Genomic DNA, 2,564 nt, shown 5'->3' with positions numbered 1-2,564 from the left:
GGCCGCGGCGGCCGGCAGCGGCCAGCGCTTGTAGTCGCCGGCCAGGATGTAGCCGGCGAGGCTGGGGAACAGGGTCTGGGTGCGGCCGTCGGCGCCGACGAAGCTCAGGTCGCTGAGCCGGGCGTGGGCGCTGCCGCGGTTGTGCACCACCAGCTCCGGCCCGCGCGCGCCGGCGATCAGGTGGGCGCTGAGGCGCGGTGCGGCTGCCGGGTCCGCAGGGCTCAGGAACACCGGCGTGGAATAGCGCAGCAGCAACGGAGCGGCCTGCGTGGCAGGCGCGCCGGTGTCGGGTGGGGCGCTGCGTTCCTCCAGCACCAGGCGGTAGGCGCCTTCGTTGGCGCTCGCAGGGCCGGTACGCACCAGCCGCAGCAGTTGCCGCCCCTGAGCGGGGATGTCGATCGATTGCGGGCTGGCGCGGACCTCGTCGGTGCTCTCCAGGTCGTCCATCCCGTCGGTCTGCCGCCAGCGGTACACCGTGACCTGCGCCTGCCAATGGCGGTCCTGGGTATTGCTCAGCCAGATCTCGGTGCTGGTCTCGCCGGGTGCCAGTTGCACCAGGGTCGGACTGATCCGCACCCCGGCCGCGCCAGCACTGCCGGCCAGCGCCAGCAGCAGCGCCGGCAGCAGGCGCGCGCGGGCGCTGCCCATCAGAACGCGACCGTGGCGTAGCCCGCCGACGTGCCCGGCGTGATGCCGGCGGCGGGCAGGCTCAAGGCCAACGCCATGCTGGGGCCGGGCGCGGGTGTGCCGTCGATGCTGACCTGGTAGGCCAGCGGGCGGTTGCAGGCGACCGTCGGCAGTGCCCCGGGTTGCGGACGCGCGGGGGCGCCGATCTCGCAACTGCGTTCGATACGGATACCGATCCGCAACATCGTGCCGCCGGTGCCGACGGCGGGTTGCGCCGCCGCGTCGACGCCGGCCACGCACAGGCTCGCCAGCAGCAGCGGTCGCAGGAACGGCGCAGTCATCGAGCGGAACTCCGGGGAGGACACAGCCAATAGCGGCCCTCGCCACGACAACTTGACCGGCACGCTGGCGCCGTTCAGGCCTCAGTAGGTGACGGTGACCTTGACCACGTCGCTGTAGCTGCCCGGGGCGGGCGTCTGCCGGGCCGGGACCTGCCCGTACAGGGTCAGCGCCTGTGCGCTGCCGGTCCCGGTGCCGGTCTGGGTATCGGTATTCAGGGTGCTGCCCCAGCGCTGGGTGCGCGCAGCGTCGCGGTACAGCTCATAGGTCAGGTACTGGCCGCTGGCGCTGCGCATGCGGCGCACGTTGCCGCTGGCGTTCTGGCCATTGTCCAGGCTCACCTGCCAGGCGGTGCGGTAGCGGCAGTTCATGCTGAGCACGGTGGTGTAGTTCAGCGGGTTGTCGATCAGGCCGGACTGGGTGCCGAAGTCCAGGTCGGCGATGCTGGCGATGGTGCAGGTCGGTGCGGCGGTGGCGCTGGCCACGAACGGGAACTGCACCGAGGTGCCGCCGCCCTTGCCGCCGGTGGTGCAGGAGGTGGGAATCACCGCGGGGTTGCCGACCAACGGCTCGTCGTAGCGGTACTGCAGGTTGGTGTACACGCCGCTGAAACTGTTCTGGTAGGCCCCGGTGGCGATACCGCTCTGCAACGGGACGCGCGCATAGATGGTGTAGGTGCCGGTGCCGCTGCCGCCGGTCGCCAGCGACGAGTAGGTCAGGTCCACCTGCAGCGGCGTGGAACCGCTCAGCGCGCTGCCCCAGATCAGGCTGCGCGCGCTGTCGCGGTAGAGCTGGAAGCCGAGGCTGTCGTTGAGCGGGTTGAGCATGCGCCGCGGGGTGATGCCGAGGCCGGCACCCTGTGCGCCCTCGCCGATGTTCAGGCACATGCGCACGTAGATCGTGCCCAGCACGCTGATCGCGCCGGTCTGGCAGGTCACCAGGATCTGTGCGGTGGCGTCGGTGGCGGCGGTGTCGGAGAGGGTGCCGAAGCTCACCGCCGTGGCCTGCGCGGTACAGGTGGTGGTCGCGGCAGCGCGCTGCGGCAGCAGCGCCGCGGCCACCAGCAGCAGCGCCGGCAGCCATATCCGCCAGGCGCGCGCGCTCACGGCGTGCGCTCCGACAGGCAGCGCAGCGGACCCAGCCGAGTGGGCGGCGCCTGCGTCGGGCGCTCGATCCGGAACCGGCAGCGGCTTCCTTGCATGTCCACCTCCAGGTCGTTGCGGCCGGGCGCGAGCCCTTCCACATAGGCCTGACCATCGTAGCCGACCACGGTGTCGACGCCCGGTCCATGCACCCGGCTGCCGACCGGCAGCGGCGCGTCGGCGGCGTCGTGCAGTTGCACCAGCACACCGTCGCTGCGGCGGATCGGGAACGCCACCACCACCCCGGTCCGATCGCGCGGCACCACGATCTGGTCGATCTGCTCCGGCCGCAACTCGGGCGGCAGGCGCATCGGATCGATCGACAGCCGGTTGTGCTGCCAGGCCAGCAGCGGCGTGACCAGCAGGAAGCCGCGCGCATCGGTGCGGCCGATCGGCCGGTTCTCCAGCAGCACCGGCACGTCGGCGACGCCGCCGGTGGAGACCAGGGCGAAGGCC

4 protein-coding genes are annotated in these 2,564 nt (G+C 72.0%); all 4 read right to left on the bottom strand.

The features are described from left to right. Positions 1-648: fimbrial biogenesis chaperone (locus D183_RS25785; RefSeq protein WP_017911100.1), on the bottom strand; the 648-nt coding region annotated here is incomplete at its 3' end. Beyond that, entirely contained in the window at positions 648-968 is a 321-nt protein-coding gene (locus D183_RS0123155) for a hypothetical protein (protein ID WP_017911099.1), read from the bottom strand. The genes D183_RS25785 and D183_RS0123155, both read right to left, overlap by 1 nt. Before the next feature lie 81 nt (positions 969-1,049). Next, entirely contained in the window at positions 1,050-2,072 is a 1,023-nt protein-coding gene (locus tag D183_RS0123150; protein WP_017911098.1) for a Csu type fimbrial protein, read from the bottom strand. Beyond that, a partial coding sequence (locus tag D183_RS25780; protein WP_039729542.1) for a FimD/PapC C-terminal domain-containing protein occupies positions 2,069-2,564 on the bottom strand: 496 nt, incomplete at its 5' end. The genes D183_RS25780 and D183_RS0123150, both read right to left, overlap by 4 nt.

This window comes from Xanthomonas sp. SHU 199, assembly GCF_000364665.1.
GTDB classification, from domain to species: Bacteria; Pseudomonadota; Gammaproteobacteria; order Xanthomonadales; family Xanthomonadaceae; genus Xanthomonas_A; species Xanthomonas_A sontii.
Note: the sequence above shows the minus strand (reverse complement) of the source record. Positions and strands in the feature narration are given on the sequence as shown.

Coding starts and splice junctions, on each gene's coding strand:
- D183_RS0123155 (WP_017911099.1), bottom strand. CDS start 968: ATGACTGCGCCGTTCCTGCGACCGCTGCTGCTGGCGAGCCTGTGCGTG.